28 protein-coding genes are annotated in these 26,749 nt (G+C 72.9%); 16 read left to right on the top strand and 12 right to left on the bottom strand.

The window, feature by feature from the left end:
• Positions 1 to 75 precede the first annotated feature (75 nt).
• The gene (locus ASC64_RS20415; protein WP_056909381.1) at positions 76 to 1,710 is read right to left on the bottom strand and encodes a solute symporter family protein; all 1,635 of its coding nucleotides are present in this window, start codon (positions 1,708 to 1,710) and stop codon (positions 76 to 78) included.
• A gap of 1 nt (position 1,711) precedes the next feature.
• Positions 1,712 to 2,080 (bottom strand): DUF485 domain-containing protein, encoded by a 369-nt coding sequence (locus tag ASC64_RS20420; RefSeq protein WP_056909382.1) that lies wholly within the window; start codon positions 2,078 to 2,080, stop codon positions 1,712 to 1,714.
• Between the two features lie 248 nt (positions 2,081 to 2,328).
• On the opposite strand from ASC64_RS20420, the gene ASC64_RS20425 reads away from it, so the two are divergent.
• The 5 genes from ASC64_RS20425 to ASC64_RS20445 all read left to right on the top strand — a co-directional run bounded on the left by ASC64_RS20425 (position 2,329) and on the right by ASC64_RS20445 (position 8,648).
• On the top strand, positions 2,329 to 3,807 hold the full coding sequence (locus ASC64_RS20425; RefSeq protein WP_056909383.1) for an MFS transporter: 1,479 nt from the start codon (positions 2,329 to 2,331) through the stop codon (positions 3,805 to 3,807).
• Complete coding sequence (locus ASC64_RS20430) at positions 3,807 to 5,843, top strand: molybdopterin oxidoreductase family protein (RefSeq protein ID WP_056909384.1); 2,037 nt, start codon at positions 3,807 to 3,809, stop codon at positions 5,841 to 5,843. Before ASC64_RS20425 ends, ASC64_RS20430 begins: the two co-directional genes overlap by 1 nt.
• Entirely contained in the window at positions 5,836 to 7,233 is a 1,398-nt protein-coding gene (locus ASC64_RS20435) for an FAD-dependent oxidoreductase (protein ID WP_056909385.1), read from the top strand. The genes ASC64_RS20430 and ASC64_RS20435 overlap by 8 nt, the downstream gene beginning before the upstream one ends.
• Before the next feature lie 85 nt (positions 7,234 to 7,318).
• On the top strand, positions 7,319 to 7,984 hold the full coding sequence (locus ASC64_RS20440) for a hypothetical protein (protein WP_056909386.1): 666 nt from the start codon (positions 7,319 to 7,321) through the stop codon (positions 7,982 to 7,984).
• A 31-nt stretch (positions 7,985 to 8,015) separates the two neighbouring features.
• A complete protein-coding gene (locus tag ASC64_RS20445; protein WP_056909387.1) occupies positions 8,016 to 8,648 on the top strand; it encodes a hypothetical protein in 633 nt (210 codons plus the stop codon).
• Here ASC64_RS20445 and ASC64_RS20450 read toward each other — a convergent pair.
• Together ASC64_RS20450 and ASC64_RS20455 are read right to left on the bottom strand one after the other, a co-directional pair.
• The gene (locus ASC64_RS20450; RefSeq protein ID WP_235563855.1) at positions 8,645 to 8,848 is read right to left on the bottom strand and encodes a hypothetical protein; all 204 of its coding nucleotides are present in this window, start codon (positions 8,846 to 8,848) and stop codon (positions 8,645 to 8,647) included. The two genes, ASC64_RS20445 and ASC64_RS20450, sit on opposite strands and share 4 nt — an antisense overlap.
• An 80-nt stretch (positions 8,849 to 8,928) precedes the next feature.
• Positions 8,929 to 10,014, bottom strand: coding sequence for a methyltransferase (locus ASC64_RS20455; protein ID WP_056909389.1), 1,086 nt, complete (start codon positions 10,012 to 10,014; stop codon positions 8,929 to 8,931).
• A gap of 69 nt (positions 10,015 to 10,083) precedes the next feature.
• Here ASC64_RS20455 and ASC64_RS20460 point away from each other — a divergent pair, with 69 nt between their 5' ends.
• Positions 10,084 to 10,503 (top strand): MarR family winged helix-turn-helix transcriptional regulator, encoded by a 420-nt coding sequence (locus ASC64_RS20460; RefSeq protein WP_056909390.1) that lies wholly within the window; start codon positions 10,084 to 10,086, stop codon positions 10,501 to 10,503.
• On the opposite strand, the gene ASC64_RS20465 is transcribed toward ASC64_RS20460, so the two are convergent.
• A complete protein-coding gene (locus ASC64_RS20465; RefSeq protein WP_056909391.1) occupies positions 10,494 to 10,931 on the bottom strand; it encodes a GNAT family N-acetyltransferase in 438 nt (145 codons plus the stop codon). The genes ASC64_RS20460 and ASC64_RS20465 overlap by 10 nt on opposite strands.
• Positions 10,932 to 10,995: 64 nt before the next feature.
• Here ASC64_RS20465 and ASC64_RS20470 point away from each other — a divergent pair, with 64 nt between their 5' ends.
• Positions 10,996 to 11,457: an SRPBCC family protein gene (locus ASC64_RS20470; RefSeq protein WP_056909392.1), complete on the top strand. Its 462-nt coding sequence runs from the start codon at positions 10,996 to 10,998 to the stop codon at positions 11,455 to 11,457.
• Here the strand turns inward: ASC64_RS20470 and soxR are convergent, their stop codons facing one another.
• Positions 11,458 to 11,937, bottom strand: coding sequence for a redox-sensitive transcriptional activator SoxR (gene soxR, locus ASC64_RS20475; RefSeq protein WP_056909454.1), 480 nt, complete (start codon positions 11,935 to 11,937; stop codon positions 11,458 to 11,460).
• Positions 11,938 to 11,983: 46 nt separating this feature from the next.
• On the opposite strand from soxR, the gene ASC64_RS20480 reads away from it, so the two are divergent.
• From ASC64_RS20480 to ASC64_RS20490, 3 genes are read left to right on the top strand one after another with little or no spacing between them, the layout of a single operon-like run.
• Positions 11,984 to 12,679: an SDR family oxidoreductase gene (locus tag ASC64_RS20480; RefSeq protein ID WP_056909393.1), complete on the top strand. Its 696-nt coding sequence runs from the start codon at positions 11,984 to 11,986 to the stop codon at positions 12,677 to 12,679.
• Positions 12,676 to 13,743, top strand: coding sequence for an S-adenosylmethionine:tRNA ribosyltransferase-isomerase (locus ASC64_RS20485; RefSeq protein WP_056909394.1), 1,068 nt, complete (start codon positions 12,676 to 12,678; stop codon positions 13,741 to 13,743). The genes ASC64_RS20480 and ASC64_RS20485 overlap by 4 nt, the downstream gene beginning before the upstream one ends.
• A gap of 53 nt (positions 13,744 to 13,796) precedes the next feature.
• On the top strand, positions 13,797 to 14,504 hold the full coding sequence (locus tag ASC64_RS20490; protein ID WP_056909395.1) for a phosphatase PAP2 family protein: 708 nt from the start codon (positions 13,797 to 13,799) through the stop codon (positions 14,502 to 14,504).
• Here the strand turns inward: ASC64_RS20490 and ASC64_RS20495 are convergent.
• Complete coding sequence (locus ASC64_RS20495) at positions 14,453 to 15,907, bottom strand: phospholipase D family protein (protein ID WP_056909396.1); 1,455 nt, start codon at positions 15,905 to 15,907, stop codon at positions 14,453 to 14,455. The two genes, ASC64_RS20490 and ASC64_RS20495, sit on opposite strands and share 52 nt — an antisense overlap.
• 55 nt (positions 15,908 to 15,962) lie before the next feature.
• Here ASC64_RS20495 and ASC64_RS20500 point away from each other — a divergent pair, with 55 nt between their 5' ends.
• The 6 genes from ASC64_RS20500 (at position 15,963) to ASC64_RS20525 (ending at position 21,868) form a co-directional block, all read left to right on the top strand.
• Positions 15,963 to 16,178: a hypothetical protein gene (locus ASC64_RS20500; RefSeq protein WP_056909397.1), complete on the top strand. Its 216-nt coding sequence runs from the start codon at positions 15,963 to 15,965 to the stop codon at positions 16,176 to 16,178.
• Positions 16,179 to 16,254: 76 nt separating this feature from the next.
• The gene (nirB, locus tag ASC64_RS20505) at positions 16,255 to 18,858 is read left to right on the top strand and encodes a nitrite reductase large subunit NirB (RefSeq protein WP_056909398.1); all 2,604 of its coding nucleotides are present in this window, start codon (positions 16,255 to 16,257) and stop codon (positions 18,856 to 18,858) included.
• Positions 18,855 to 19,223 (top strand): nitrite reductase small subunit NirD, encoded by a 369-nt coding sequence (nirD, locus tag ASC64_RS20510; protein ID WP_056909399.1) that lies wholly within the window; start codon positions 18,855 to 18,857, stop codon positions 19,221 to 19,223. The genes nirB and nirD overlap by 4 nt, the downstream gene beginning before the upstream one ends.
• Complete coding sequence (locus tag ASC64_RS20515; protein WP_056909400.1) at positions 19,220 to 20,341, top strand: uroporphyrinogen-III synthase; 1,122 nt, start codon at positions 19,220 to 19,222, stop codon at positions 20,339 to 20,341. Before nirD ends, ASC64_RS20515 begins: the two co-directional genes overlap by 4 nt.
• Positions 20,338 to 21,243, top strand: a complete 906-nt coding sequence (locus ASC64_RS20520) for an NAD-dependent epimerase/dehydratase family protein (RefSeq protein ID WP_056909401.1) — start codon at positions 20,338 to 20,340, stop codon at positions 21,241 to 21,243. Before ASC64_RS20515 ends, ASC64_RS20520 begins: the two co-directional genes overlap by 4 nt.
• Positions 21,244 to 21,661: 418 nt before the next feature.
• A complete protein-coding gene (locus ASC64_RS20525; RefSeq protein WP_056909402.1) occupies positions 21,662 to 21,868 on the top strand; it encodes a hypothetical protein in 207 nt (68 codons plus the stop codon).
• Positions 21,869 to 21,871: 3 nt separating this feature from the next.
• Here the strand turns inward: ASC64_RS20525 and ASC64_RS20530 are convergent, their stop codons facing one another.
• The 5 genes from ASC64_RS20530 to ASC64_RS20550 all read right to left on the bottom strand — a co-directional run bounded on the left by ASC64_RS20530 (position 21,872) and on the right by ASC64_RS20550 (position 26,741).
• Positions 21,872 to 22,903, bottom strand: coding sequence for a DUF4082 domain-containing protein (locus ASC64_RS20530; RefSeq protein WP_082550684.1), 1,032 nt, complete (start codon positions 22,901 to 22,903; stop codon positions 21,872 to 21,874).
• A gap of 85 nt (positions 22,904 to 22,988) precedes the next feature.
• On the bottom strand, positions 22,989 to 24,506 hold the full coding sequence (locus ASC64_RS20535) for a sodium/solute symporter (RefSeq protein ID WP_056909404.1): 1,518 nt from the start codon (positions 24,504 to 24,506) through the stop codon (positions 22,989 to 22,991).
• Complete coding sequence (locus tag ASC64_RS20540; RefSeq protein WP_056909405.1) at positions 24,503 to 24,895, bottom strand: hypothetical protein; 393 nt, start codon at positions 24,893 to 24,895, stop codon at positions 24,503 to 24,505. The genes ASC64_RS20535 and ASC64_RS20540 overlap by 4 nt, the downstream gene beginning before the upstream one ends.
• Entirely contained in the window at positions 24,892 to 25,614 is a 723-nt protein-coding gene (locus ASC64_RS20545; RefSeq protein ID WP_200937928.1) for a LytR/AlgR family response regulator transcription factor, read from the bottom strand. Before ASC64_RS20545 ends, ASC64_RS20540 begins: the two co-directional genes overlap by 4 nt.
• On the bottom strand, positions 25,611 to 26,741 hold the full coding sequence (locus tag ASC64_RS20550; RefSeq protein WP_082550685.1) for a sensor histidine kinase: 1,131 nt from the start codon (positions 26,739 to 26,741) through the stop codon (positions 25,611 to 25,613). Before ASC64_RS20550 ends, ASC64_RS20545 begins: the two co-directional genes overlap by 4 nt.
• Between the last annotated feature and the right edge of the window lie 8 nt (positions 26,742 to 26,749).

Below are 26,749 nucleotides of genomic sequence, written 5' to 3' on the forward strand. Positions count from 1 at the left end.
GGACGTGCGTGGGAAGGGGGGCGACCCCTTCGCCGAACCTACTCCGGCTCGGCGAAGGGGTCACGGGGGTGTGGGTCAGTGCTGGACGGCCTGCTCGGCGCCCGCTCCGGTGAGGGCGCGTACCTCGAGCTCGGTGTAACGCTCCTCGGCTGCCGGCTCCCTCGAGGAGATGGTGCCGAGGTAGCCGAGGAGGAAGCCGAGCGGGATCGACACGATGCCGGGGTTCTCCAGCGGGAACCACGAGATGTCGATGTCGGCCGGCAGCAGCGACAGGTTCTTGCCGCTGACCGGGTCCAGGCCCTTGCCGGAGACCACCGGGCTGAAGATCACCAGCCCGACCGACGAGACGAGACCGCCGTAGATGCTCCAGAGGGCGCCGCGGGTGTTGAAGCGCCGCCAGAACATGTTGTAGATGATCGCGGGGAGGTTCGCGCTCGCCGCCACGGCGAAGGCCAGCGCGACCAGGAAGGCGATGTTGAGCTTCTGGGCCGGGATGGCCAGCACGATCGCGATCAGTCCGATGACGCCCGCGGCGATCCGGGAGACCCGGATCTCCTCGGTCTCCGATGCCTTGCCGTCCTTGAGCACCGAGTTGTAGATGTCGTGGGCCACCGACACCGAGGAGGTGAGGGTGAGGCCCGCGACCACCGCCAGGATCGTGGCGAAGGCGACGGCAGCGATCAGGGCCAGCAGGACCGCGCCTCCGGTCGAGCCCGGACCACCACCCGCGGCCTCGGCCAGCAGCGGCGAGGCCAGGTTGCCGCCCGAGGCAGCCACCTCGGCGTACGCGTCCTTGTCGAGCAGGGCAGCGGCACCGAAGCCGAGGACCAGCGTGAACAGGTAGAACGCACCGATGAGGCCGATGGCCCACAGCACCGACTTGCGGGCGTCGCGGGAGGTGGGCGTGGTGTAGAAGCGGATCAGGATGTGGGGCAGGCCCGCGGTGCCGAGCACCAGGGCGATGGCGAGGGAGATGAAGTCGATCTTCTTGTGGAGCTCCGGTCCGTACTTGAGGCCGGGCTCGAGGAAGGCGCCACCCTTGCCGCTGTTGGAGGCGGCGGTGCCGAGGAGCTCGGAGAGGTTGAAGCCGAACTTCGCCAGCACGATCACCACGATCAGCGCGGATCCCGCCATCAGCAGGACCGCCTTGACGATCTGCACCCAGGTCGTGCCCTTCATGCCGCCGACCGTGACGTAGAAGATCATCAGCGCGCCGACGAAGAAGATCGTCAGGTTCTTCAGCGCCTCGCTCTCCACGCCGAGCAGGAGGGCGACGAGCGCACCCGCGCCGACCATCTGGGCGAGCAGGTAGAAGATCGACACGACGACGGTCGAGGTCGCCGCTGCCATGCGCACCGGCTTCTGCTTCATCCGGTAGGCCAGCTGGTCGGCCATCGTGTAGCGACCCGAGTTGCGCAGCACCTCGGCGACGAGGAGCAGTGCGACCAGCCACGCGACGAGGAACCCGATCGAGTAGAGGAAGCCGTCGTAGCCGGAGAGGGCGATGGCACCGGAGATGCCGAGGAACGAGGCCGCCGACATGTAGTCGCCGCCGATGGCCAGGCCGTTCTGGAGGCCCGAGAAGTTGCGTCCACCGGCGTAGTGGTCGGCGGCGCCGGAGGAGTTCCGGCTGGCCCAGATGGTGATGCCGACGGTCAGGGCGACGACGCCGAGGAACAGCGCCGTGGTGAGGATCTGGTGGCCTTCCATGTCAGCGACCTCCGTTGTCGGCGCGACCGTCGAGGGTGCGGTGGTAGTCGTCGGTCAGCTGGCGGGCGAGCGGGTCGAGGTTGGCGTTGGAGTAGCGGCTGTAGAGCCAGGCCAGGGCGAACGTGGTGACGAACTGCAGGAGGCCGAAGACCAGGGCGACGTTGATGTTGCCGACGACCTTGGTGCTCATGAAGTCGTGGGCGAACATCGACATCAGGACGTAGAGGGCGTACCACGCCAGGAAGGCGGCGGTCGCCGGGATGACGAAGCGGCGATAGCGCGAACGCAGCTCCGCGAACTCGGGCCGGGCCGACAACTCGTCGTAGACGGGGTCGTGGCGCGCGGCCTGATCGTGGGCGTCTTGAGTCACGACAGGTCCTTTCCGGGCGAACGGTCACCGGGATGTGACCGCCGTCACCGTGACACCGTGCACGGGTCGCGGGGGAGGGGGCGACCGCCTCGGGGCGATCGATGGGTGCGGCGGCGCGCCCAGCGGTCGGTGTGGCACGACGAGCGGTCGGCCCGGCACCCACCTGCGTGAGGCCGTGAGGAGAACGTGACGGCTGCGCCACCGTCGCGGCACGGTGACGGACACACGCGCTGACGACGATCGTCGGCATGAGCACGCAGACAGCCGACCCCCGCAGCCGCCGCACCCGCCGCTGGATCGACGACTGGCGCCCCGAGGACCCGGAATTCTGGGAGACCACCGGCCGGGCGGTGGCCCGTCGCAACCTGGTGTGGTCGATCTTCGCCGAGCACGTCGGGTTCTCCGTCTGGCTGATCTGGAGCGTGTCCTCGGCCTTCCTGCTGGCACAGGGCTTCACCTTCACCCCGCAGCAGCTCTTCCTCCTCGTCGCCCTGCCCAACCTCGTCGGCTCGCTGCTCCGGCTGCCCTACACGTTCGCGGTGCCGAAGTTCGGCGGGCGCAACTGGACCATCGTCAGCGGCGCGATGCTGCTGGTGCCGACGCTGCTCTTCGCCCACGCGGTCCAGGACCCGTCGACGCCCTACTGGGTCTTCTGCCTGATCGCGGCCACGGCGGGCGTCGGTGGCGGCAACTTCGCCTCGTCGATGGCCAACATCAACTTCTTCTACCCCTCCGACCGCAAGGGCGCCGCGCTCGGCCTCAACGCCGCCGGCGGCAACCTCGGCGTCTCGCTGATCCAGCTGCTGCTCCCGGTCATGGTCGGCGGCGCCGGGGTCTTCGGCCTGGTGAAGGCCTCGGGCAGTGGCATCCACCTCGAGCGGGCGGCGTACGTCTATGCGGGGCTCGCGCTCCTCGCCACCGCGGCCGCGTGGCTGCGGATGGACAACCTCAGCACGGTGACGTCCTCCCCGCGCGAGCAGCTGCAGGTCGTGCGGCAGCGGCAGACGTGGCTGCTGTCGCTGCTCTACATCGGCACCTTCGGGTCCTTCATCGGCTACTCCGCGGCCATGCCGCTGCTGATCAAGCTCAACTTCTGGGTGCCCGAGCCGGCACCGCTCGGGACCGGCGTCTACTTCGCCTTCTACGCCTTCCTCGGCGCCGGGGTCGGTTCGCTGACCCGCCCGTTCGGCGGCTGGCTCGCCGACCGGCTCGGGGGCGCCCGGGTGACGCTCGGGGCGTTTGCGGCGATGGTCCTCTTCACCCTCGGCGTGCTGTGGACCGTCAGCCGGCTCACCCCGAACCCGGCGGCCGACCCTGCGGTCGCGACGGACAACGCCGCCTGGTTCCCGCTGTTCCTGGGCTTCTTCCTCTGCATCTTCGCCGCCACCGGGATCGGCAACGGGTCCGTCTACAAGATGATCCCGGCGATCTGGAAGGCAGAGGCCGAGCGTGCGACGGTCCCCGGTACGACGTCGCGCGCGGCCGCGCTCACGACCGCCACCCGGCAGTCGTCCGCCGCGCTCGGCGTGATCGGCGCCGTCGGGGCCGTGGGCGGCTTCCTCGTGCCGCTGGCCTTCGCCGCTCCGTGGGTGGCAGACCCCCTGTCCGCGACCCGGGCCGCCTTCGCCGTGTTCACCGCCTACTACCTGGGGTGCGCGGTGCTGACCTGGGCGCTCTACCTCCGCCGCCCGGTGCGCGCGCACGGCCTGGCGGCCGCGGAGATCTGATGACCGAGACCCAGACGCATTGCCCCTACTGCTCCCTCCAGTGCGGCATGCGCCTGGGCGTCGCCCCCGGCGGGCGGCGTGCGCCCGAGGTGTCGGCATGGGAGGAGTTCCCGGTCAACCAGGGCGCACTGTGCCGCAAGGGCTGGTCGGCAGCCGGGCTCCACGGCAGCCGCGACCGGCTGACCTCGCCGCTGGTGCGGGACCGGACGACAGGGGAGTGGTCCGCGGTCTCGTGGGACGACGCCCTCGACCGGGTCGCCGACGGCATCCGCACCGCCCAGGCCCGCGGCGGGCCGGACGCGGTCGCGGTGTTCGGCGGCGGTGGCCTCACCAACGAGAAGGCGTACTCGCTCGGCAAGCTGGCGCGGGCAGCCCTCGGCACCTCGCAGATCGACTACAACGGCCGCTGGTGCATGTCGTCCGCCGCCTCCGCGGGGATCCGCGCCTTCGGTGTCGACCGCGGCCTGCCGTTCCCGCTCGCCGACGTCGAGGAGGCCGACGTGCTGGTGCTCGTCGGGTCGAACCTCGCCGAGACCATGCCTCCGGCGGCGCGCCACCTCGACCGGCTGCGCGAGCGGGGCGGCCGGGTCGTGGTGGTCGACCCGCGTCGTACGCCGACCGCGGACCGCGCGGACCTGCACCTGCAGCCCGTGCCGGGGACGGACCTCGCCCTCGCGCTCGGGGTGCTGCACCTCCTCGTCGCCGCCGGCGCGGTCGACGAGGACTACCTCGCCACCCGGACCACCGGCTGGGCGGAGGTGCGCGAGTCGGTCGCGGCGTGGTGGCCCGAGCGGGTCGAACGCGTGACCGGGATCGAGGCGACCGAGGTGCGGGCGTTGGCGGCGCTGCTGACCGGCTCACCGCGCGTCATGGTGCTCACCGCGCGCGGCGCCGAGCAGCACTCGACCGGCTCGGACACCGTGCTGGCCTGGATCAACCTCGCCCTCGCGCTGGGCATGGTGGGGCGGCGAGGCGCCGGCTACGGCTGCCTGACGGGGCAGGGCAACGGGCAGGGCGGCCGCGAGCACGGGCAGAAGGCCGACCAGCTGCCCGGCTACCGCCGGATCGACGACCCCGCGGCTCGTGCGCACGTGGCGGCGGTGTGGGGTGTCGACCCCGACTCGCTGCCCGGCCCCGGGCGGTCGGCGTACGAGCTGCTCGACGCCCTCGGCACCGAGGGCGGTCCGTCGGCGATGCTGGTCCTCGGCTCGAACATCGTGGTCAGCGCACCGCGTGCCTCGCACGTCACCGCACGCCTCGAGGCGCTGGACCTGCTGGTCGTCGGCGACGTGGTGATGTCGGAGACCGCGGCGCTGGCCGACGTGGTGCTGCCGGTGACGCAGTGGTCCGAGGAGACCGGCACCATGACGAACCTCGAGGGCCGGGTCGTGCTGCGCCAGCGGGCGATCACCCCGCCGCGCGGCGTCCGGTCGGACCTGGACGTCATCGCCGGGCTGGCCTCGCGGCTGTCCGACGTGCCGTTCTCGACCGACCCCGAGGAGGTCTTCGCCGAGCTCGGCCGCGCCTCGGCCGGTGGTGCGGCCGACTACTCGGCGATCACCTACGACCGCATCCGTGACGAGGGCGGGGTCTTCTGGGGCGGTGAGCGCCTCTTCGCCGAGTCCTTCGCCCACCCCGACGGACGCGCCCGGATGCTCGTCGTGGAGCACCGTGGCGCCGCCGAGCAGCCGTGCGCCGACTACCCGGTCCACCTGACGACCGGGCGCGTGCTGGCGCACTACCAGTCCGGCGCCCAGACCCGCCGGGTCCGCGCCCTGCCGGACGACGGCCCGTTCGTCGAGCTGCACCCGCTCCTGGCCGGGCGGATCGGCGTCGCCCACGGCGACGACCTCCGCGTGTCGACCCGGCGGGGCACGATGACCGCGCCGGCCCGCGTCGTCACCACGATCCGGCCGGACACCGTGTTCGTGCCGTTCCACTGGGTCGGCGCCAACCGCCTGACCAACGACGCGCTCGACCCGGTCTCGCGGATGCCGGAGCTCAAGGTCTGCGCAGCGCAGGTGGCCCATGCCTGAGCGCGTGGTCGTGGTGGGCGGTGGGATGGCCGCCGTCCGGCTGGCCGAGCAGCTGGTCGGGGCCGACGTCGAGCTGACCATCCTGGCCGACGAGACGCACCCGCCGTACAACCGCATCCTGCTGTCCGCGGTCCTCGAGGGCACGCACCCGGCATCGGCGCTGACCCTGCGGTCGCCGCAGTGGTACGCCGACCGCGGGATCGACCTGCGCCTGGGGACGCGCGTCCTCGAGATCGACCGGGACGCGTCCGAGGCTGTGCTCGTCGATGGGGAACGGGTCGCCTTCGACCGCCTCGTCCTGGCGTGCGGGTCGATCCCCACCCTGCCGCCGATCCGGGGCCTGGTCCGGCGTGACGGCACGCTCGACCCGCGCGTCCACCCGTTCCGCAGCCTCGACGACTGCCGCCGGCTGGATGGTTCCCTGTCCGGGGCGCGGCGCGCCGTCGTGGTGGGCGGCGGGCTGCTGGGCCTCCAGGTCGCCAGGGCGCTGGCGGTGCGCGGCGTGCTGACCGAGGTCGTCGAGGGGGCCGACCACCTGATGCACGCACACCTCGGCGCGGAGGCCGGCCGGGTCCTGGCCCGCGACCTGCGCCGGCTCGGGACCGAGGTCTACACCGGGGCGCGCGCCGTGCGGCTGACCGACGAGGGGCTGGTGCTCGACAACGGTGCCCTGCTCGCCACCGACCTCGTCGTGCTCACCGCCGGCGGCCGGCCGTCGACCGCGCTCGCGCGACGGGCCGGGCTGATGGTCGGTCGCGGTGTCGTCGTCGACGGCACGCTCGCCAGCGTCACCGACGACCGGATCCACGCCATCGGCGACTGCGCGGAGCACCGGCGGCGGACGACCGGCAACGTGGCGCCGGCGTGGGAGCAGGCCGAGGTGCTCGCCCGCGTGGTGCGCGGGCAGGCGGCGGCGTACGACGGCACCCGCAGCGTCGCCCGCCTCCGTGCCACCGGGCTCGACGTCGCCGTGCTCGGGTACCCCAGGACCGCGGAGGGCGAGGTGGTCGAGGTGACGAACCCGATCGCCGGGACCCACCGCCGTCTCGTCGTCCACGGCGGCCGCGTCGTGGCCGCCGAGCTGGTCGGTGACCTCTCGCGCGTCGGGCTGGTCACCCAGCTCTACGACCGCGGCACGATCCTCGGCCCCGAGGAGCCCGGTCAGCTGCTGCTTCCCGAGGCCGCCGGTGCTCAGCTCCCGCTCCCGGACGAGGCCGAGGTGTGCGCCTGCGCGGGGGTCACGGCAGGGGCGATCCGGGGCTGCGCCTCGGTGGCGGAGTGCGCCGACCGGACCCGCGCCACCACAGGGTGCGGCGGCTGCGCCGACGTCGTACGCCGACTCGTGGAGGGGGCCGCTGTGGAGCCCCGGCGCCGCGTAGTTGTCGGTTGACCAGTGCAGGAGCGCGCGGCGGCCTACTGTTAAGACATTCTCAAGACTGTGGCAACCGAGCCCGGTCGCCACCGCAGAGGTAACGATGCAGCTCCACGCCGTGATCGTCCCGCCACCGGGCGTGGTCCGGGCCGCTCTGGAGGCGGCACGCGACCTCGCCCCGCCGCCGCCGGCGCCCCCCGAGCTGCCGAAGCCGGGACTGGTGGACCGGCTGCTGGGCCGGAGCCGGCCCGACCCGGTCGTGCCGCCCGCCGCCAGGCTGGTGCCGGTGGACCCCGAGACCGTCTTCCTGCGGGTGGCCAAGTTCGGCAACCTCACCACCCCCGACGCCGCAGCCCTCGCCGAGTCCCTCGCGACCGCGGCCGCCAGCTGGCCGTCTCCCGTGGTGCGCGTCGGCAGGCTGGTCGTGGGCACGGACGATCCGTTCGACGTCACCGCCCAGCTCGAGGGCGACCTCGACGGCCTGCGCGCGATCCACCGCAACGTCAACGAGGTCGCCGAGAGGCACCGCCTCTACCTCGACCGCCGCAGCTTCCGCAGCGAGCTGGCCCTCGGCTCGATCGAGATGGAGGACGGCTCGGCGGTCCCCGCAGAGATCGCGGGGTCGGAGGTCGAGCACCGCGGCCCGAACTGGTTGCCGTACCACCTGACGCTCCTCCGCTCCTCCTTCGCGGGCGGTGGCACGGTCTTGACCGAGTACGCGCGCATCGACCTGGCGGAGGACGCCGAGGAGCTGGGCGCGCTCGGCTGACCCCCACCGTGGCGAGGCTCTACCGTGGGGCATGGCCCGCCTGCCGCTCCCCCCGCCGCGCCCGATCGTGCACCCGTTGCGCACGGCGGACCCCGCCCGCAGCACCATCCGCCGGCTGCCGCACCGCCGGATGCGGGTCACGATCGACCACGAGCCCCTCGCCGGGGTCACCCCGGGCATGCTGCTCTGGTGGTTCCAGCACATCGGCGACCCGATCTCCTACGCCGGTGAGGAGATGTCCGGCTACCTGGCGTGGCACCCGCTCGACCACATCCGCTGGGAGCTGGCCCGCCCGGCGCCGGGTGGCGGCGCCGCGGAGGGTGCCCGCTACCGCATCGTCGAGGCGTTCGGCCGTAGGGACGACTGCTACGTCGACTCGGTCGAGCGCGTCGAGAAGCTCGACGCCACCGGCATCCGCCTGGTGCGCCGCGTGGCGGGGATCCAGGTGTTCCAGCTCGAGCACACCTGGTCGGCCGGTCGCGACGGCACCCACTACGTCAGCGTCATGGACCTGGGGTCCGGCTCGCGGCTGATGACGCCGGCGAACCACTACCTGACGTCCCGCGTCTTCCCCGAGGCGATGGCGCGGGCCTGGGTGGTGCACAACGAGGTCGGCGTCCTCGAGCACCTCCTGCCCGGGCTCGCGCCGCGAGAGGTCGGCTAGACCGCGATCACCACCAGTGCGACGGCCGGCAGCACGGTTGACGCCACGGTCCCGCGGATGCTGCCCCCGCGTGGCAGCCAGTAGCCGAGCAGGTCCGCGAGCCCCATGGCGAGCGACGCCAGCAACATGTAGACGCAGGCGACCACGACCACCGTGGTGCCCGTGTCGGCGTCGACGCGGTTGACCATCCACAGTCCCACGAGCGTGCCTGCGCCGGCGCGACCGCGAGCAGGACCACGGCGGAGAGCCCTGCGGCGAGCTGGGCGAGCAGGTCCATCGCTCACCTCCTCGCCTCGGCCTCGACCAAGGAGATGGTCGAGATCGTCGGTACGACGCGGGTCGTCCGGAAGCCGGCGCGGTGGAGCAGCGTGGCGAGCTCGGCCTCGGTCCGCTCCCGGCCGCCGACGAAGACCAGCATGTCGAGGTCGAGGGACTTGGCGAAGTGCGGGTCGTTGCCCGGCGGGACGACGCTCTCCATCAGCAGCAGCGTGGCGCCGTCGGGCATGTGCCGCCTGAGAGTGGTCAGGATCGCGGTCGCCCGGTCGTCGTCGAAGTCGTGCAGGACCCGGCGCAGGACGTAGAGGTCGCCGTCGTCGGGCGCGGTCTCGAAGATCGACCCCGCCTCGAGGCGGCACCGCGCGAGGACCCCGGCCTCGCGCAGGTGCGCCTCGGCCCCGGCGATCACGGACTCGCGCTCGAGGAGGACTCCCGTGGCAGCAGGAGCGGCGCCGAGCATCCGGGCGAGCAGCTGGCCGTGACCGCCGCCGATGTCGACGATCGTCGAGAACGGCGTGAAGTCGTAGGCCGCCTCGACCGTCGGCCAGTCGAGGGCGGACAGGCGCGTCATCGCGTCGTTGAACGCCGCGGCGAACTGCGGGTCCCGGTCGAGGTACTCCCACATGGGCACGCCCAGCGCCGCCTCGGCGCTCGGCGCGCCTGTCGTCACGGACTCCCACAGCCGGCCCCAGACCACCTGGTAGGCCGGGTCGCCGATCATCAGCACGACGGGTCGCATCGAGTCGTCCCGGTCCGCACGGAGCGTCGCCCCCAGCGGCGTCAGCGCGAACCGTCCGCCCGCGTCCTCGCGGAGCAGGCGCAGCGCCGCGGCGGCTCGCAGGAGGCGGTACGTCGCGTCGGCGTCGGTGCCGAGCCCGGCCGCCACCTCGGCCGCCGGCCGGGGACCGTCGGCGAGCGCGTCCGCGACGCCGAGGCGGGCGACGGCGTACACGGTGTGGGTCGCCATGAACCCGGACACCAGCTCGAGCAGGTCGACCTCGGGAGGCACCATCCGGCGCGTCAGCGACTGCAGTGCGGTCCGGACGGAGGTCGCGGCGCGGACCACGCGGACGGGCGGGAGCTTGGCCATGAGTGCCCCTATAATGGTCAGGGATACTGACCATATTGGTCAGTGAGGCTGACCACGTCAAGGGGTGCGATGGATCTCGCGACACTCATGTACGTCTCCTACCGGGCGATGGACGAACGCGTCCTCACCGCGATGCGCGCTGCGGGCTACGACATCACGGCCGCGCAGTCGCGGATCGCCCAGCGGATCGATGACGAGGGCTCCCGGCTGACCGACCTCGCCGAGCGCGCACAGGTCACCAAGCAGACCGCGAGCCAGCTGGTGGTCGCACTGGAGCGGCAGGGCCTGGTCGAACGCGTGCCGGACCCGGCGGACGGGCGGGCGCGCCTGATCCGGTTCACCGAGCGCGGCAGGGCCGCCGCGCAGGAGGCCATGCAGGTCGTCATCGGCGTCGAGCAGGAGTGGGCCGAGCACCTCGGTCCGCGGATGACCGCCCAGCTGCGCGCCGCGCTGGCCAGGCTGCGCGAGGTGACCGACCCCTACGCCTGAGCTGGGGGAGGAGTCCTGACCATCCACATCGTCGGGTCCGGGAGCGGCGTGAAGCCGAAGCCGGAGTAGACCCCGTGCGCGTCGCGGGTGGCGAGCAGGGTGCGCTTCACGCCGAGCGCGTCGAGGTGCTCGGCGACCGCCGCCACCAGACGCGTGCCGAGCCGCTGTCCGCGGTGCTGACGGTCGACGTACAGGTCGCACAGCCAGGCGAAGTTGGCCCGGTCGGTGACCACGCGGGCGTAGGCCACCTGCCGTCCATCGCGGGTGAAGGCGCCGTAGTTGAGCGAGTTCTCGGCGGCGGTCCCGACGGCCTCGCGGGAGCGTCCCATCGACCAGTAGGCATCGGTGCTGAGCCACCGGTGGACGAGGTCGAGGTCGACGTCGGTGGCGGCGAGGCCGGTGCGGATCTCGTGGTCGTCGGTGGTCATGCAGGACATCCTCCCAACGATCCGCTGCTGGACCGGGTGTCCCTGCGAGGTCGATGATGGCCCGATGGGCGAAGCCGAGCTTGACCTCCAGCGCACGATCAAGGCGCCGATCGCCGACGTCTTCGACAGGCTCGCCGACGTGGAGGGTCACAACACGTGGCTCCCCCGCAAGGGCAGCATCCGGCGCTCCTCTCGCACGACGTCGCCAGGGCCGACCGGTGTCGGCACGACCTACGAGGACTCGACCCTCTTCGGCAAGGCGCCCGGCGAGGTGGTCACCTTCGACCGGCCCGAGCGGCTGGTCTACCACTGGTGGCAGAAGGCCCCGTGGGGAGCGACCCTGGCCGAGGGCTGGCCGGGCTACACGCTGACGTCGGTGGGCGAGCGCGAGACGCTCGTGCGTCACCAAGCCCAGCTGAAGACCTACGGGATCTACGGCACCGCGACCCCGGTGATGAAGCGCATCGCGCTGCGGGAGCGCAACGCTGTGCTCGACGCGCTGGAGGCGTCGTTCCGCGAGTCCTGACTAGTCCGTCGTGCGTCGGGTGGGGTGCGGCTTGCGGAGCGTGTCGGGCAGCAGCTGGGCGCCCGGGCCCTGCTGGGCGGCCCAGTCGCCGGCGTTCGAGAAGGCGCACGAGCGCAGGCTCAGGCACCCGCAGCCGATGCAGCTGTCGAGGCCGCCCTTCAGCCGTTCCAGCGCAGCGATCTGGTCGTCCAGCCGGCTGCGCCAGTGCTGCGAGATGCGGTGCCAGTCGGCCTTGGTGGGCGTGCGGTTGCCCGGCAGCCGGGCGAGCTCGTCGCGGATCTCCTCGATGGTGAGTCCCACGTTGGAGGCGGCCCTGATGAAGGCCAGGCGGCGGAGCACGTTGCGCTCGAACCGACGCTGCCCACCGCCCGAGCGGTGCGCCTCGATGAGGCCCTCCGCCTCGTAGTAGCGGATGGCTGACGCGGCGAACCCGCTGCGCCGTGAGATCTCGCCCATCGGCAGCAGGTCACGCGGATCCATCAGCACCCCTTGAACTCAAGTTCACTTGAACTTGAACCATCGTGCCATGACAACGAACATGACGCGGGTGGCTCTCGTCACCGGAGGATCCACGGGCCTGGGGCGCGCACTGGCGAACGCACTGGTCGCAGCCGGCTGGGACGTGCTGACCGACGGCCGGAGCGAGACGAAGTTCAAGGAGGCGGACCTCCCGGACGGTGTGACGGTGGTGGTCGGCGACCTCACCGACGCCGACCACCGGGACCGGCTCGTGGCCGAGGTGCGGGCGCGGGGGCGGCTCGACCTGCTGGTCCACAACGCGAGCACGCTCGGGCCGCTGCCGATGCGTCCGCTCGCGGAGGTCGAGATCGCCGACCTCCAGCAGGTCTGGCGCACGAACATCGGCGGCCCCCTCGTGCTGACCTCGGCGCTGTTGCCGTGGCTGCGCGAGGCCGGGGGCGTGCTCCTGTCGATCAGCTCGGACGCCGCGGTCCAGCACTACGAGACCTGGGGGCTCTACGGCGCGAGCAAGGCTGCGCTCGACCACGTCACGCTGACCTACGCCGCCGAGGCCGGCCTCACCGGCTACGCCGTCGACCCCGGCGACATGCGCACGGCGATGCACCAGGACGCCTTCCCGGGCGAGGACATCTCCGACCGGCCGCTGCCGGAGTCGGTGGTGCCGCGGCTGCTCACCCTCGTCCAGGGCCCCGCGGAGGACCGCCCGGCCTCCGGTCGCTACCGCGCGGAGGACCTCGGATGACCCGCCTGCGAACGACACAGCTCCGCGAGACCCCGCACACCCGGTTCTCCGCCTCGGACTTCGCGCCCCAGCCGGCCGAGGAGCGTGGCCTCGCGCGCGACAAGGTGCGGCTGCTCGTCGGCACGCCCGACGGGATCGACCACGTGAGGTTCCGCGACCTTCCCGAGCACCTCCACCCCGGCGACGTGCTCGTGGTGAACACCTCGGCCACGGTGAACGCCGAGGTCGACGCGACGCTCGACGGTGAGGCGGTCGTGCTCCACGTCGCGCACCGGCTCGAGGACGGCGACCGCGTCGTGGAGCTGCGCACCGCACCCGACGCCGCGCGCGCGGTCCTCGACGCCCGAGAGGGTGGCGTCGTGGTGGTGGGCGACGTACGCCTCGTGCTGCGCGAGCCGTGGCCGGGTGGCGCGCCGTCGTCGCCGAGCGGTCGCGGGAACCGGCTCTGGCGGGCAACGGTCCGCGGCGACCTCGACCGCCAGCTCGACTGGAACGGGCGCCCGATCGCCTACGGCTACCTCGACCGGCGCTACCCGCTCGACGCCTACCAGACCGTCTTCGGGACGCGGCCGGGAAGCGCGGAGATGGCCTCGGCCGGACGGCCGTTCACCCACTCCCTCGTCACCCGCCTGGTGACCGCCGGCATCCAGGTCGCCCCGGTGACGCTGCACACCGGGGTCTCGTCGCAGGAGGCGGGCGAGGCACCCGGCCCGGAGTGGTTCGAGGTGCCACCCGCGAGCGCGCGGCTGATCAACCGGTCACGCGCGGACGGCGGACGGGTGATCGCCGTCGGCACCACCGCCACCCGCGCAGTGGAGTCGACGGTGTCCGGGCGGCACGTGGTGGCCGGCCGCGGCTGGACCGACCGCGTCGTCACGCCCGCGGACCCGCCGCGCGTGGTCGACGGCCTCGTCACCGGCTGGCACGACCCGCTGGCCTCGCACCTCCTGCTCGTCGAGGCGGTCGCCGGTCGCGGGCTCACCCAGGCGGCGTACGACGCCGCGGTGGCAGAGGGCTACCTGTGGCACGAGTTCGGCGACTCGGCGCTCCTGCTCCGGCGCTGAAACTGGCCTTGGGGGGTGGACGACCCGGGGGGAGGCTGAGGCAGGCTCTGCTCGTGACGCACTCGACGAGCCACCGTGCGGTGGCACGCACCCTCGCGGCCGCATGGGCCGTCCTCGTCCTGGCCGTGCTGGCGGTCGGCTGGCTCATCACCGGGCCGCTCGAGGGCAGCGTGGACCCGTGGGACGACAGCGTGGAGCGCAGCATCGCCGCCGAGCGCACCTCCGACCTCGACGTGGCCGCCGCCATCGGCAGCGGCATCGCGGACACGATCGTCGGCGTCGGGATCGCCGTGGTGGTGGCCGGCCTGGCCGCCTGGCGGCTGCGATCGTGGCGGCCCGTCGTCTACTTCACGGTCCTGGTCGGTGGCTACCTGGCGCTCTACGTCATCGTCACCCACCTCGTCACCCGCGACCGGCCGCCGGTGAAGATCCTCGACCCCGGCCTGATCCCCGACCACAGCTTCCCGTCGGGGCACGTGGCCACCTCGATCGTCGTCTACGGCGGCATCGCGCTCTGGGTCGCGGCGGTCGCGCCGGGCTGGCGCAGGTGGACGTGGCCGCTCTTCCTCGCGCCGCTCGTCGTCGCGCCCTCCCGGCTCTACCAGGGCGCGCACCACCCGACCGACGTGCTCACCAGCCTCGTCTTCGCGACCGTGTGGCTCCTCGTGGTGTCGCGCTTCCTGCTGCCGGAGCGCGTGACCGAGGCGGCTCAGAACTCCGAGGTGCCCCGCAGCGCCCGCGGCCTGCCGTCCGGGTCGTAGGCGAGCCGGTAGGCGGGCCCGGCCCACAGCGCCGTACGACGTGACAGCCGGGGCGGCTCGTGCCGGCTGATCCGGCTGCCGGGTGCGCCGAGGCGTGAGGTCCACAGCCCGATCGGGTCGTCGACGTCGGCGAGGCGCTCGTCGTCGGGCATCCCGAGGTGCTCGGCCCACAGCGAGGTGCGCAGGCCGCGCGGCAGCTCGCCATCGGGGTCGACGATCGCGCAGGTCAGCTCGGAGTCGTGGGTCCACGAGCGCAGGTTGAGGTTGTCGGAGCCGATGGTCATCCACGCGTCGTCGACGATGCAGACCTTGGCGTGCACGTAGATCGGCGTACCTGCGGCGTTCTCGAGGTCGAACATGCTGAACCTGTCGCCGCCCGCCTCGCGCAGGAGGTCCCAGGCCACCCGCTGGCCGTAGTGCACAGGCGGGCCCCCGAACCGGCCCTCGTCCTCGCTGAAGCGCGGGACGACCGCGATCACCTGCAGGTCGGGCTCGCGGCGCAGCGCATCCGCGAGCGTGCCGGCGACGACGTCGGACCAGAAGTACTGGTCCTCGATGTAGATCAGCCGACGCGCGCGCTGGAAGGCCCGGGTGTAGGCCCGCGCGATCGATCGCTCGCCGTCGGGAGCGAAGGGGTAGCGCGGGCGCTTCGCGGGATAGGTGCGCAGGACCTGCACCTGGTGCCGGCCGGCCGCAGGCGGCGGGTCCCAGCGCTCCGGCAGCCGCTCCGGGCGGCGAGGCATCCGCACGACCCGGTGCGCGACCGCCCGGTAGGGGTTGCGGTGGTCGAGCGGCGTCGGGTCGTCCCACCGCTCGGTGAAGGTGTCGAGCACGTGCGCGACGGCCGGGCCGCGGATCTCGGCCATCACGTCGTGCCAGGGCGGGGCGTCGCCGTACCGGTCGTCGAGCGGTGCCGCCTGAGGGTCGCCGCCGTGCTCGGCGTCGTCGCGCCGGCTGTAGCAGAGGTCGATCCCGCCGACGAAGGCCACGTCCTCCTCGGGCCGGCCCTTGCGGCGTACGACGAACAGCTTCTGGTGGTGCGAGCCGCCCCACTTGACCCGCTCGTCGAGCAGCGCCTCGCCGCCACACTCGTTGATGATCCGTCCCAGGTGTCCGTTCTCCTCGCCGTTGAGCTGCCCGGGGTGCGAGCGCCACATGAGGGCGCGCACCTCGACGTCCCGTCCGGCGGCCGCGCGGAGCAGCTCCGCGACCGTCGGGCCGTCCTCGGTCAGCCTCTCGTCGGCGTCGCCGCGCCAGTCGGTGAAGAAGACCCGGTCACCGGCACCGGTGGCCTCGATCAGCTCGACGAGGCGGGCGAAGTACTCCGCGCCGTGCACGCGCGGCACCACCAGGTTGCCGGACGTCCACGGGCGTTCCGACTCGGGCAGGAACCACTCGCTCACCCCTGCAGGCTCCCAGCCTCGGCCCGTCCCGTCGACGGTGTGCCACCCTCAGGGCGTGGTTGCCGCAGCTCGTGCCCTGACCCCGGAGACCCTCGGCGCGTGGCTCGTGCCGCTCGAGGAGCCGCTCCTGCGCGCGGAGCTCCTGGGGCGCCCGGACCTGTCGTCGCTGGAGGTCCTGCGGATGCCTGCCGGCAGCAACCCGTCCTTCGTCACCCCCGCCCAGCTCGCCGTGCTCGCCTCGATGAACGAGGAGCTGGCCCGGCCCGTGTGAGGTCGTGCCGCCCAGTTTTCACAGCCGAAACATTCACCCGACCACCGGGAAACATCGCGTTCCTAGCGTCCTCGGCATGAGCAAGCGCCAGCGGATCGTCGTCGTCGGGCACGGCATGGTGGGCCACCGGTTCGCCCAGGCCGCGGTCGAGCGCGGCCTCACCGAGACCCACGACGTGCTCGTGGTCGGCGAGGAGCCGCGGGCGGCGTACGACCGCGTCGCGCTGACCAGCTGGTTCAGCCACGCCGCCGACGGCGACGGCGACGAGGCCCTGACCCTCCTCCCCGGCGGGGCGTACGACGACCCGCGCGTCCGGCTGGTGCTCGACAGCGTCGTGACCGAGGTCGACCGGGCCGAGCGGACCGTCACGGTGGTGTCGCCTCCGGCCGCGGTGGGTGACCCGCTGGCGCACCCGGGAGCAGTGACCGTCCACGAGTACGACGTCCTGGTGCTCGCCACCGGCGCCGCGCCGTTCGTGCCGCCGGTCCCGGGCCGCGGCCTGGCGGGATGCTTCGTCTACCGCACGATCGAGGACCTGCAGGCGATCAAGGCCGCCAGCGCGACCGCGACGAGCGGCATCGTGATCGGTGGCGGCCTGCTGGGTCTCGAGGCGGCGAACGCGCTGGTGCAGCTCGGCCTGGACACCCACGTCGTCGAGATGGCGCCCCGGCTGATGCCGGTCCAGCTCGACGACGCCGCCGGCTCCACGCTGGTGCGGCACATCGAGCGGCTGGGCGTCACCGCCCACACCGACGTCCTCACCGAGGAGGTCGAGGGCGACGACCGCGTCACCGGCCTGCGGATGCGCCCGGCCGGCACCGAGCAAGGTGCACCCACGACGACCGTCGAGGCGCAGGTGGTGGTCTTCTCCGCCGGCATCCGGCCCCGCGACGCCCTGGCCCGCGAGTGCGACCTCGCGGTCGCCGAGCGCGGTGGCGTGCTGGTCGACGAGCAGTGCCGCACCAGCGACCCGGCGATCTTCGCGATCGGCGAGTGCGCGGCACCCGGAGGGACGATGTACGGGCTGGTGGCTCCCGGCTACGCGATGGCGGAGGTCGTCGTCGACGCGCTGCTCGACGGTCCCGGCACCTTCACCGGCGCCGACATGTCCACCAAGCTGAAGCTGCTCGGCGTCGACGTGGCCAGCTTCGGAGACGCCTTCGCCAGGACGCCCGACTCCCTCGAGCTCGTCTACTCCGACGCCGTCGCCGGCGTCTACAAGAAGCTGGTCGTCGCGGAGTCCGACGCCGGCTCGTTCCGGCTGCTCGGTGGGATCCTCGTCGGCGACGCGTCGGCGTACGGCGTGCTGCGCCCGATGGTGAGCAGCGGGCTCGCCCTGCCCGACAACCCCGAGCAGCTCATCCTCCCGGCCGGTGGCGGTGTCCGGCTCGGGATGCCCGACGACGCGCAGGTGTGCTCCTGCAACGACGTCACCAAGGCCGACATCCTGCACGCGGTCACCGAGCAGGGTTGTGAGGACGTGGCGGCGGTCAAGCAGTGCACCCGCGCCGGCAGCACGTGCGGCTCGTGCGTGCCCACGGTCAAGAACCTCGTCGAGGAGCACTTCGCCAGCGTCGGCAAGGTGGTCGACAAGGGACTGTGCGAGCACTTCCGGCTCACCCGGCAGGAGCTCTTCGACGTCGTCGCGGTCCACGGCTACCGACGCTTCGACGACATCGTCGAGGCCCACGGCACCGGCCGCGGCTGCGACGTGTGCAAGCCCGCCATCGCCAGCATCCTGGCCAGCCAGACCAGCACCCACGTCCTCGAGCGCGGCACGGCCGAGCTGCAGGACACCAACGACGCCTACCTCGCCAACATCCAGCGCAACGGCACCTACTCCGTCGTCCCGCGCATCCCCGGCGGCGAGATCACCCCGGAGAAGCTCATCGTCATCGGGGAGGTCGCCCGCGACTTCGACCTCTACACCAAGATCACCGGCGGCCAGCGCATCGACCTGTTCGGCGCCCGGATGGAGCAGCTGCCCGCGATCTGGCGGCGGCTGGTCGACGCCGGCTTCGAGTCCGGGCACGCCTACGGCAAGTCCCTGCGGACGGTGAAGTCCTGCGTGGGCTCGACCTGGTGCCGCTACGGCGTCCAGGACTCCGTCGGCCTCGCGATCGCGCTGGAGCTGCGCTACCGCGGCCTGCGCAGCCCCCACAAGCTCAAGGGCGGCGTCAGCGGGTGCGCCCGCGAGTGCGCCGAGGCACGCGGCAAGGACTTCGGCGTGATCGCCACGGAGAAGGGGTGGAACCTCTACGTCGGCGGCAACGGGGGCGCGAAGCCCGCCCACGCCCGGCTGCTGGCGGGCGACGTCGACACCGGGACGCTCGTGTCCTACCTCGACCGCTTCCTCATGTACTACGTCCGCACCGCCGACCGGCTCCAGCGCACGTCGACCTGGATCGAGCAGCTCGACGGCGGGCTCGACCGGGTCCGCGAGGTGGTCGTGGACGACGCGCTCGGTCTCGGTGCGGAGCTCGAGGCGGAGATGGCCCGCCACGTCGGTGGGTACGCCGACGAGTGGCGCGCGACTCTCGAGGACCCCGAGAAGCTCGCCCGGTTCGTCACCTTCGTCAACGCCCCCGACACCCCCGACCCGACGGTCTCCTTCACGACCGAGCGCGACCAGATCCAGCCCATCGCGCCGGCGCTGATCCCGGTGGGGGCACCGGCATGACGGCCACCCGGACGACCCAGATGACCGAGATGACCTGGACGGCCGTGTGCGCCGTCGACGCCATCCCGCTCGAGGGCGGTGTCGCCGCGCTGGTCGACGGGCAGGCGGTCGCCGTCTTCCGGACCCACGACGGCTCGGTCCACGCTCTCGGCAACATCGACCCGTTCAGCCAGACGTCGGTCCTCTCGCGCGGCATCGTCGGCAGCCGCGGCGACGCGCCCGTGGTGAGCTCGCCGATGTACAAGCAGGCCTTCGACCTCCGGACCGGCCGCTGCCTCGACGACGACAGCGCGGGCGTGCCGGCGTACGACGTCGCGGTGGTCGACGGACGCGTGCTGGTGGGCGCCCCGCGGGAGGCCACGTGACGGCGCTGCCACTCGACGGCTTCCGGATCGGGGTCACCGCTGCTCGCAAGGCCGAGGAGCAGGTGGCCCTGCTGGAGCGTCGTGGGGCGCGCGTGGAGTGGGCGGCGGCGTTGTCCCTGGAGCCCAACCACGTCGACCTCGCCGAGCTGCTGACCGCGACGAAGGAGGTGCTCGCCGCTCCGGTGGACTTCTTCCTGGCGACCACCGGCGTGGGGATGAAGACGTGGCTCGAGGCCGCTCGGGAGGCCGGGCTCCACGACGACCTCGTGGCGACGCTCGGGGGCGCGGAGATCCTCGCGCGGGGGCCGAAGAGCGTGGGCGTGCTGCGTCGCCACGGCCTGCGAGAGCTGTGGGCGCCGGAGTCGGAGTGCTTCGAGGACGTCCTCGCCCACCTGCGTGGTCGCGACCTCACCGGCAGGAGGATCGTGGTGCAGGAGCACGGCCAGTCGCTCTCGATGGCCGCGCACGCGCTGCGCCGCCGGGGTGCGTCGGTCGTCACCGTGCCGATCTACCGGGTCGCGTCGGCCGACGACCCGGAGCCGATGTTCCACCTCATCGACCTGGTCGCCGACCGCGAGCTCGACGCGGTCACCTTCACGTCCGCGCCCGCGGTGGGAGCGCTGATGGAGGCGGCCTTCTCGGTCGGTCGGCGCGACGACGTCATCTCGGCCTTCCAGTCCGACGTGGTCGCCTCCTGCGTCGGACCGGTCACGGCGGCCGCGTTCGAGATGTGGGGCGTGCCGACGATCTTCCCCGAGCGCTCGCGCCTGGCCGGGATGGTCAAGCAGCTGGAGACCGAGCTGCCGACCCGGCGCGACGGCGTCGACGTACGCCTCGCGGACGGGCGGACGCTGATCGTGCACGGCGACTCGCTGATCCTCGACGGCGTACCGGTCGAGCTGTCCCCGGCGCCTGCGTCGGTCCTGATGGCGCTGCTGGTAAACCCCGGGTTCGTGGTCTCCCGCCGTGCGCTGCTGGCCGCGCTGCCCAGCGGCCAGGCCGGCTCGGAGCACGCGGTCGAGATGGCCGTCGCCCGGCTGCGCGCCGCGATCGGGACCAAGGCGGTGCTGACGGTCGTGAAGCGGGGCTACCGGCTGGCTGTCACTGTGGAGGCATGACCTCACCGATCGTCGTCGTGACCGGAGCCAACGGCCTCGTCGGCAGCCACGTGGTGGCTGCCCTGGGCGAGCGGGGTGCGACGGTGCGTGCCGTCGTACGCCGTGTGGGTGCTGCGCCGGACCTGCCCGGCGTCGAGGAGCACGTCGGCGACTTCGCCGACCCGGTCTTCGCCGAGACCGTCGTGGCCGGCGCGGACGCGCTGGTCACGACCGTGCACCCGCTGGGCGGCGACCACGACGCGCAGCGCCGCGTCGGCCTGGACGGCACCTTGGTGATCGCCACGGCCGCGGCCGACGCCGGCGTCCCACTGCTGGTCCACGTCTCGACCGCCGCCGTCTACGACCGCAGTCCCGGCGCGGGCGACGTCTCCGAGGGCTCGGCGCTGGTGGACGACGACGCCGGGGACTACCCGGTCATCAAGCGTGACGTCGACGCCGCCCTCGACCGTCTCGAGGGCGCGACGCGCGTGCTGCTGCGGCCCCCCGCCATCCTCGGGCAGGGGGAGTCCTCGGTCTGGAACTCCGTCCGACCCGCCCAGCTGCGCGACTCCGAGTCCGAGCGCCGCGCCCAGCCCGACAAGTCCTTCGCCTGGGTGCACGTCACCGACCTGGCGGCGCTCGCCGCCGACCTGGCCACCGGCGCGATCCCCGCCGGCTCGGACATCTCGTCCGGCCCGCTCGCGGGTGGCTGCACCCCGGTCAACGTGGCGAGCGAGCCGGCCACCCAGCGCGACTACGTCGGCACCGTGGCCCGCGCCCTCAGCGTCGAGCCGGTCTGGGAGGGCGGCGAGGCCTGGACCGGCCAGATCCTCGCCGACCGGGCGCGATCCTGGGGCTGGGCTCCCGCCGTGTCGCTGGCCGACGCGCTCGCCGAGCTGGAGGACGGGGTGCGCGCGCTGTAGGTCGGCGCTCCATGACGTCCGTACCGGGACGTGCAGCCACCAGTCCACTGGCCGCAGCGGTGGACTGGAGCGACCGTGGGCCAGAAGCAGGCACGCGGCTGATGAGGGAGGCGCGACAGGACGGCGGATCTCCTGGTGACTGTCGTCTGCACGCTGGTCAAGGACCACCCGACCTCGGTCGTCGTCCACGCGGTGGCCACGACTCCCGGCACCGCTCGAACAGCAGGTAGGGCCGTGCGGGACGGGATCATCCGCACCAGCCCCGCGGCCGATCCGGACAGGAACGCGGTCAGCCAGGAACCCTGAGGCGTACACGTGTCCGAGAAGTCGCCCCGAAAGTCTGGTCCGGGGGGCGACAACGCGGACACGTGTGGTGTCCGTGCGCGCGGGAAGCCGAGCACCCGCCTACGGTGCAGGCATGGCAGCACGACTCCAGTCGCTGACGATCGTCTCCGCCGACCCCGAGCGGCTCGCGTCCTTCTGGCGCGAGCTCCTCGGCCCCTCCGGCGAGGTCGGGCTGAACCAGATCCACGTCCACCTGAGCAGCAACGCCGCGAGCCAGGAGGACACGGTCGCGCGGGCCCTCGCCGACCCGGACGGCAACGAGTTCCGCCTGCGTGGCTGAGGGTCAGCGGGTCCGGAAGGTCCAGCTGGCCTTCTGGATGCCGGGCTTGTCCGGGTCCTGGTCGAGGGCGTTGCCGAGGGTGTCGCGCACCTTGGAGGTCACGACGACGCGGTAGGTCGTGCCGGGCCGCAGGCGGCTCTTCGGCTTCAGGGTGAGCCGCGCCCGCTTGGCGTCGTACGACATCCGCGTCGGCACGCGCGCGGCCTTGCCCTTGCGGTGCAGGCGGACGCTGGCCCGGGTGAGGGTGGCGGCACGGATCTTGGTCGAGAAGGTGACCTTGATGGCGACGGTGCGGCTCACCCGGGTGGCCCCGGCGCTGGGCGCGGACGCGTTCACCACCGGCGCGGCTGCGGCGGGCGGCGTGGGGGTCGGCGTGGTCGGGGTGGGAGCGGTCGGGTCCGACGCGTTCTGCCACAGCGGCGTCACCCAGTAGCTCGAGCTGCGGAAGCCGTCCGTGGGGGAGGTGCAGGGCGCGACGTCGTAGCAGTGCACGCCGTTGGGCGCGGAGTCCGTCGCCCGCAGGGCGGTGATGGGTCCGCGGGTGACCGCGCGGTCGAAGAAGTCGTACTGGAAGGCGTACTTGGTGGCCGGCGTGTGGTAGGACGCGATGTAGGTCTGGCCGGGGGAGATGGTGACGGGCTGGGCGAAGACCAGGTCCTGCCAACCCTTGCGCGTCGTCGGCGCGAAGGTCCCCGTCGCGATCCGGTTGCCCAGGCTGTCCCACAAGGAGCCGGTGACCGTCGCCGGGTCGACGCGGTAGACCCGGACGCCGACCACGCTGACCACGCGGGAGGCCCGGAACCGGGTGCCGAGCTCGACGCCGTTGCGCCAGTCGTTGGCCGTGCAGAAGCCGTCGTCGAGCCGCCAGCGACCACAGTCCGCAGCCTCGAGGCCGGGTCCGAAGTCGGCGTCCCAGAGCCCGACGTGGCCGGGCGCCGCGCGGGGCGCCGGCGGGGACGTGGCTGCAGGGGGCAGCACCGTCAGCGACGCCAGCACCAGCCCAGCCAGAGACGCGACGAGCGTCCTGATCCTCATGTCTCCCCAACCCACGTGTGTGGCCCGAACCTAACAAGCCACCCCTAGGGGTGACTGGCGAACCGCGCAGAAGGTGCCCGATGGTCTAGCCGCGTTCGAGCTCGACGGCCTCAGGGGTGTGGAGGCGGACCATGAACCGACCGGCATGGGCAGGGACCGACGCATGCGTCATGCGGGAGACCACGACCATGGTCAGGAACGACGCCGGCACGGACCACGCCGCGGGCTGGCCGAGCAGCGCGGCCGTCCAGCCGCCCGACGGTGACGCTCCCAGCGTCCACGCGACCGCTGCGCCGGAGCCGAGCCCGCCCACGAGCAGCCCCGCCACGGCCCCGGCGGGGGTCAGGCCCCGCCACCAGATCCCGAGCATCAGCAGCGGCGCGAACGTCGACGCCGTCACCGCGAACGCCAGGCCCACGGTCCGGGCCACCGCGACGTCCTGCGCCGGCAGCGACGCCAGCAGGGGTACGACGACGGCGATCGCCGCCGCGACGCGGAACGCCGCCACCCCGCCGAGCCGGTAGCGGCCCCACCGCCGCCCGGTGACGTCTTGGGACAGCACGCCGGCCACGGCGATGGTCAGCCCCGAGCTCGTCGACAGGAACGCGGCGAAGGCGCCGGCGGTGACCAGCCCGGTGAGCACCGACCCTGCCAGGCCCGGCACCATCAGGTGCGGCAGCTCGAGCACCAGCACGTCGGAGCGCCCGTCGACCAGGTCGGCGGCGTAGATGCGGCCGAGGGCGGCGTAGAGCGGCGGCAGGACGTAGAAGATGCCGAGCAGCACCAGCACCGCGAGCGTCGTGCGCCGGGCTGCCCGCCCGTCGGGGTTGGTGTAGAAGCGCACCACGACGTGCGGCAGCCCCATCGTGCCGAGGAAGGTCGCGATGATCAGGGAGTACGTCGTGTAGAGCCCGATGCTGCCGCCGGACGAGGCGAGCGGCACCGACCACGACGTCGGCGCCGCACGCGTCGGGTCGGGTGCGCCGTCGCTCGCCCAGACCGCGAGCAGCACGAAGACCGGGACGAGCAGCGCGGTCAGCTTGACCCAGAACTGGAAGGCCTGCACGAAGGTGATCGACCGCATCCCGCCGGGGCTCACCGACGCGAGCACGACGAGCGCGACCACGAGCGAGCCGGACCAGGCGGGCGCGTCGATGGTGGCCCGGAGGGTGACCCCGGCTCCCTGGAACTGCGGCAGCAGGTAGAGCCACCCGATCCCGACCACCAGCACCGAGCAGAGCTTGCGCACCCCGCGCGAGCCGAGCCGTGCCTCGGCGAAGTCGGGCAGCGTGTAGGCCCCGGAGCGACGCAACGGTGCGGCGACGAGGACGAGCAGGACGAGGTAGCCGGCGGTCCAGCCGACCGGGTACCAGAGCATCTCGGCGCCGAAGGTGAGCAGCAGCCCGGCGACGCCGAGGAACGAGGCTGCCGAGAGGTACTCGCCACCGATCGCGCTCGCGTTCAGCCGCGGGCGGACGGTGCGGGAGGCGACGAAGAAGTCGCTGGTCGTGCGCGAGATGCGCAGGCCCCACGTGCCGATCGCGAGCGTGGCCAGCGAGACCAGGACGACCGCCACGACGCCGGGCACGACGCTCGTGCTCACGGGGGGTCCTCCGGCAGGACGGTGCCCATCAGGTCGGCGAAGTCGCGCTCGTTGGCCTCGGAGCGCCGGACGTAGAACCAGCCGAGCAGCACCAGCCACGGATAGGTGAGCAGCCCGAGCAGCAGCCACGCCAGGGGCACCGGCCCCAGGCGTACGTCGCCGAGCGAGGGGACCAGGTGGAACAGCACCGGCAGCAGCCCGAGGGTCAGCGCCAGCGCGACCAGCACCCGTCCCGCCAGCAGCAGCTGCTCGCGCAGCAGGGAGCGCATGAACACCTCACCGAGCGCCGTCTCGGCGTCGATCTCGCGCGTCCCCGTCGACCGTACGGCGTCCGCGCGGCGCCGCGGGGGCCCGGTGACCCGCACCCGCGGTGGCGGCTGGTCGCTCACGTCTGGCGCCGGGTCAGCACGGACCGCAGCTCGCGGGTGTGGCGTCGGCTGACCGGGAGCTCGGTGCCGCCGATGACGACGCTGACCCGGCCGCCCTCGCTGCGCACCTCCTCGACGTGCGGCAGCGCGACGAGGACCGAGCGGTGGATGCGCACGAAGCCCGCGGAGGCCCACTGCTCCGCCAGCGAACTGAGCGGCGTGCGCACCAGGTGCGAGCCCTCGGCGGTGTGGAGCCGGGCGTAGTCGCCCTGCGCCTCCACGTGGGTGATCTCGGAGCGGTTGATGAACCGGGTGACACCGCCGCGCTCCACCGGGATCTGCACGTCACCCGACGGCGCGGGGCCGCCGGCCTCCACCACCCGTCGTACGGCCTCGGCGAGGCGCTCCTCGCGCACCGGCTTGAGGACGTAGTCGACCGCCCGGAGCTCGAAGGCGGCGACCGCGTGCTCCTCGTGGGCGGTCACGAACACCACCGGCGGCGGGGACTTGAAGCGCGAGAGCACCTGGGCGAGGTCGAGCCCGGTCAGGCCGGGCATCTGGATGTCGAGGAAGACCGCGTCGACCTCCTCGGCCTGCAGCACCCGCAGCGCCTCGGTCGCGGAGTCGCTGCCCATCACCTCGCCGATGCGCGGGTCGCGCCCGAGCAGGAAGGTGAGCTCGTCGAGCGCCGGCCGCTCGTCGTCGATGACGAGGACCTTGAGCAGCGGCGTGGCGGTCATACCTGGACTCCGGGGGCGAACTTCGGCACTCGCACGATCACCTTCGTGCCGGCGCCGGGCGCGGTCTCGACGACCAGACCGTAGTCGTCGCCGTAGGCGTTGCGCAGCCGTGCGTCCACGTTGCCCAGCCCGACCGAGTCCATCGACGCGTCGCCGGCGAGCGCCCGGCGCACCCGGTCGGGGTCCTCACCGGTGCCGTCGTCCTCGACCTCGAGCACGCACTCCTGGTCGAGGTCCCGGGCGGTGATCGAGAGCCGGCCGACACCGTCCGCCTTGTCGGCACTCGCCTCCAGCCCGTGGCGTACGGCGTTCTCCACCAGAGGCTGGATGCACAGGAACGGCACGGCCACGGGCAGCACCTCCGGGGCGATCTGCAAGGTGACGTGCAGCCGCTCGCCGAACCGGGCCTGCTCGAGGAGGAGGTAGCGCTCGACCGAGCGGAGCTCCTCGGCGAGCGTCGTGTACTCGCCGTGGCGGCGGAAGGAGTAGCGGGTGAAGTCGGCGAACTCCAGCAGCAGCTCGCGGGCCCGGTCGGGGTCGGTGCGCACGAAGCTGGCGATCGCGCCGAGCGAGTTGTAGATGAAGTGGGGACTAATCTGCGCACGCAGCGCCCGGACCTCGGCCTCCATCAGCCGGGTGCGCGACGCGTCGAGCTCGGCCAGCTCGAGCTGCCCGCTCACCCACGACGCCACCTCGTCGGCGGCGCGGACCAGTCCGCCGGTCGTGTGCGGGGCGCCCACGACGAGGGCGCCGACGAGACGGTCGTCGACGGCCAGCGGGCTGACGATCGCCTGCCGAACCTGGCAGCCGCCGTCGTCGCAGACGAGCGTGCGCTCGTCGACGATCATCGTCCGGCCGGTCTCGGTGACCTGGGCGATCGTGGCGGCCAGCTGGCTGCGGTGGTGGCCGCCGAGGCCGTCCCACGCCAGCAGGCCGCTGCTGTCGCCCAGCCCGGCGGCCGGGGTCCCGAGCAGGGCGCGGAGGTGGCCCACGGACCGCTCGGCGCTCGCCGACGTCAGGCCCTCCCTCAGCGCCGGGCTGGCCAGCGAGGCGTTGTGCAGCGCGCGGAACGCGGCGCGGTCGGCCTCACCGCCCAGGGACGTACGCCGCCACCGCCATCTCGCCACGGGGCGAC

The organism is Nocardioides sp. Root122, assembly GCF_001425025.1.
Classification (GTDB): Bacteria; Actinomycetota; Actinomycetes; order Propionibacteriales; family Nocardioidaceae; genus Nocardioides.

Excerpts from the sequence above, each read along its gene's own strand:
- ASC64_RS20415 (WP_056909381.1), bottom strand. The coding sequence starts at position 1,710 with ATGGAAGGCCACCAGATCCTCACCACGGCGCTGTTCCTCGGCGTCGTC.
- ASC64_RS20425 (WP_056909383.1), top strand. The coding sequence starts at position 2,329 with ATGAGCACGCAGACAGCCGACCCCCGCAGCCGCCGCACCCGCCGCTGG.
- ASC64_RS20430 (WP_056909384.1), top strand. The coding sequence starts at position 3,807 with ATGACCGAGACCCAGACGCATTGCCCCTACTGCTCCCTCCAGTGCGGC.
- ASC64_RS20435 (WP_056909385.1), top strand. The coding sequence starts at position 5,836 with ATGCCTGAGCGCGTGGTCGTGGTGGGCGGTGGGATGGCCGCCGTCCGG.
- ASC64_RS20440 (WP_056909386.1), top strand. The coding sequence starts at position 7,319 with ATGCAGCTCCACGCCGTGATCGTCCCGCCACCGGGCGTGGTCCGGGCC.
- ASC64_RS20445 (WP_056909387.1), top strand. The coding sequence starts at position 8,016 with ATGGCCCGCCTGCCGCTCCCCCCGCCGCGCCCGATCGTGCACCCGTTG.
- ASC64_RS20455 (WP_056909389.1), bottom strand. The coding sequence starts at position 10,014 with ATGGCCAAGCTCCCGCCCGTCCGCGTGGTCCGCGCCGCGACCTCCGTC.
- ASC64_RS20460 (WP_056909390.1), top strand. The coding sequence starts at position 10,084 with ATGGATCTCGCGACACTCATGTACGTCTCCTACCGGGCGATGGACGAA.
- ASC64_RS20465 (WP_056909391.1), bottom strand. The coding sequence starts at position 10,931 with ATGACCACCGACGACCACGAGATCCGCACCGGCCTCGCCGCCACCGAC.
- ASC64_RS20470 (WP_056909392.1), top strand. The coding sequence starts at position 10,996 with ATGGGCGAAGCCGAGCTTGACCTCCAGCGCACGATCAAGGCGCCGATC.
- soxR (WP_056909454.1), bottom strand. The coding sequence starts at position 11,937 with ATGGATCCGCGTGACCTGCTGCCGATGGGCGAGATCTCACGGCGCAGC.
- ASC64_RS20480 (WP_056909393.1), top strand. The coding sequence starts at position 11,984 with ATGACAACGAACATGACGCGGGTGGCTCTCGTCACCGGAGGATCCACG.
- ASC64_RS20485 (WP_056909394.1), top strand. The coding sequence starts at position 12,676 with ATGACCCGCCTGCGAACGACACAGCTCCGCGAGACCCCGCACACCCGG.
- nirB (WP_056909398.1), top strand. The coding sequence starts at position 16,255 with ATGAGCAAGCGCCAGCGGATCGTCGTCGTCGGGCACGGCATGGTGGGC.
- nirD (WP_056909399.1), top strand. The coding sequence starts at position 18,855 with ATGACGGCCACCCGGACGACCCAGATGACCGAGATGACCTGGACGGCC.
- ASC64_RS20520 (WP_056909401.1), top strand. The coding sequence starts at position 20,338 with ATGACCTCACCGATCGTCGTCGTGACCGGAGCCAACGGCCTCGTCGGC.
- ASC64_RS20525 (WP_056909402.1), top strand. The coding sequence starts at position 21,662 with ATGGCAGCACGACTCCAGTCGCTGACGATCGTCTCCGCCGACCCCGAG.
- ASC64_RS20530 (WP_082550684.1), bottom strand. The coding sequence starts at position 22,903 with ATGAGGATCAGGACGCTCGTCGCGTCTCTGGCTGGGCTGGTGCTGGCG.
- ASC64_RS20545 (WP_200937928.1), bottom strand. The coding sequence starts at position 25,614 with ATGACCGCCACGCCGCTGCTCAAGGTCCTCGTCATCGACGACGAGCGG.